Below are 1,764 nucleotides of genomic sequence, written 5' to 3'. Positions count from 1 at the left end.
GGCAGCGCCAGCGCCACCGTGTCCGCGAACTCCCGGACCGCACTGGTCCGGCTGACCACCCAGCCGCTCCCGCCGTGACCAGCAGCGCCCCCAGCGGCACCACGTCGCCGATCCGGTCGTACCAGGTCAGCGCCCCGGGCGCGGTGAGCGGCAGCCGGACGGTGAGCGCGCCGGTGCCGTCCGTGCCGAGCCGGGCGAGCTCCCGGCCCTGGGCGTCGAAGGCGGCCGAGACCCCGGTCAGCGAGGCCTGCACGGCCGGCCGGCCGGTCTCGGCGGCCCGGATCGCCGCCAGCGAGACGTGCTGCTCGGGCGCCCAGGTGCGCTGGAAGGTCGAGGTCGAGGACTGGTAGACCAGCACCCGGGCGCCGTCCCGGGCGGCGGTGCGGGCCAGGTCGGGGAAGGCCGACTCGAAGCAGATCAGCGCCCCGACGGGCAGCGGCGCGCCCGCCCGGCCGGTGGCGGGCAGGAGGTGGAAGGAGGTGCCGGGCGCCCGGTTCTCGCCCGCGGCCCGGCTGACCCCGGCGATCCAGCCGAGCACCGGCCGCAGCGGGATGTACTCCCCGAACGGCACCAGCCGGATCTTGCGGTAGCGGTCCACCACACCGGCGGGCGAGACCAGCACCGCGTCCTTGGAGATCCGCCCGTCCGCCTTGCGCGCGTCCTCCCCGGCGACGACCTCGGCGCCGGTGGTGGCGGCGAGTCGGCGCAGGGCGTCCAGCGCGGCGGGGTCGCGGTCCAGGTCGGCGGTGGTGCTGCTCTCGCCCCAGACGACCAGGTCCACCGGCTGCCCGACCAGCGCGGCCGTGATCCGCGCGCTCGCCTCGAACCGGGCCCGCGGGTCCTCCACGACGCCGGGCTGGACCAGCGCCACGGTCACCGCCCCGTCCCCGGCGGGCGCCGCGCGCAGCGCGAACAGCAGCGGGCCCGAGGCCAGCACCAGCGCGACGGACCCGGCGGCGACGGCCCGCGGCCGTCCGTGCACCGCGGTCAGCGCGATCAGCACCCCGGTGTTCACCGCCGCCACCGCCGCGCTGACCAGCCAGATCCCGCCGGCCGAGGCCAGCCCGAGGATCGCCGGGTGCTGCCACTGGGTGGCGCCGAGCAGCGCCCACGGCCCGCCGAGCGCGGGCCAGGACCGCGCGTACTCGGTGGTCACCCAGACCGCCGGCACGACCAGCAGGGCGAGCAGGGCCCGACGGGTGGTCAGCCGGGGGCGCAGCAGCCGGTGCACGGTGTACCCGACGCCGGCCTGGAGTGCCCCGAACAGCACCGCGAGCACCGGCAGTCCGGGCCCGACGGACGGGGTCAGCCAGTACATCGCGGTCAGGATGAACCCCGCGCCGAACCACCAGCCGCGCACCGCCGCCTCCCGGCCCGACGGCGCCCGCTGCATCAGCAGCAGTCCGGGGACGAGCGCGACCCAGGCCAGCCAGGCCTGCCCGGGCGCGGGGAACGCGAGCACCGGTACCGCTCCGGCCACCAGCGCACCGGTCCGCGCGCGGTACCGGTGCGGCGCGTGCGGCTCCCGGTGCGCGGCGGCAGGCGCGCTCAGGGCAGGGCTGGCGGGAGCGATGCGGCGCGGCATGACCCGTATTGTCCGCCGGAAGGGCGTACACCACCAGTACGTTGATCGGCTGAACGGGTGACGGGGACGCCACGTCCGGAACCAGTGGCCCCGGTCGAACGGGTGATCCGGCGGCGCGGCGCGGCCCGGCCTGCGGCGAACCGGGGCAGGCCGGTGGCAGCGTCCGCGCGGGCCGGGGC

1 protein-coding gene is annotated in these 1,764 nt (G+C 77.9%); it reads right to left on the bottom strand.

Annotated features, from left to right (window positions below):
- Positions 1 to 1,585: apolipoprotein N-acyltransferase (lnt, locus tag ABZW03_RS40505; RefSeq protein ID WP_355269842.1), on the bottom strand; the 1,585-nt coding region annotated here is incomplete at its 3' end.
- Positions 1,586 to 1,764 lie beyond the last annotated feature (179 nt).

The sequence above is a fragment of the Kitasatospora sp. NPDC004799 genome (assembly GCF_040609095.1).
Classification (GTDB): domain Bacteria; phylum Actinomycetota; class Actinomycetes; order Streptomycetales; family Streptomycetaceae; genus Kitasatospora.
The sequence above is the reverse complement of the archived record's forward strand: the minus strand, read 5'-3'. Positions and strand labels throughout refer to the sequence as shown.